At 59.9% G+C, this 384-nt stretch carries 1 pseudogene; it reads left to right on the top strand.

Features of this window, described 5'->3' with window-relative positions:
- A pseudogene (locus H8L32_RS27310) lies at window positions 1-384 on the top strand (hypothetical protein); the annotation flags it as partial.

Here is a 384-nt window from a genome sequence, read left to right as displayed (position 1 = left end):
AGCCGCTGGAAACGAAGATCGTGGAAGAGGTGAAACCACCGCCACCACCACCGGATACGCCACCACCGCCGCCACCGAAACTGCTGGCACCGCCACCACCGTTCATTCCGCCACCGGAAGTTCAGGTACAGCAGCCAGTACAGCAACAGCCGACCATCTCTGCCGTGTCCAATGTCAAGCCAGAGAATCCGGTCATGCCAAAGGGTCCGGCCCAGCCAGCCCCCGTTGCTGAAGCCAAGGCTACCGGTCCGGTAACCGTTCCTGGTGTGATCGACTTCAACGTCGGTGGTTGCAAACCGGAATACCCGCGTGCTTCGTTGCGTAATGAAGAAACCGGTACTGTCCAGTTGTCCGTTCTGATCGGTGCCGATGGCTCCGTTGCAG

The organism is Undibacterium hunanense (assembly GCF_014284335.1).
Taxonomy (GTDB): domain Bacteria; phylum Pseudomonadota; class Gammaproteobacteria; order Burkholderiales; family Burkholderiaceae_D; genus Undibacterium; species Undibacterium hunanense.
The sequence above is the reverse complement of the archived record's forward strand: the minus strand, read 5'-3'. Positions and strand labels throughout refer to the sequence as shown.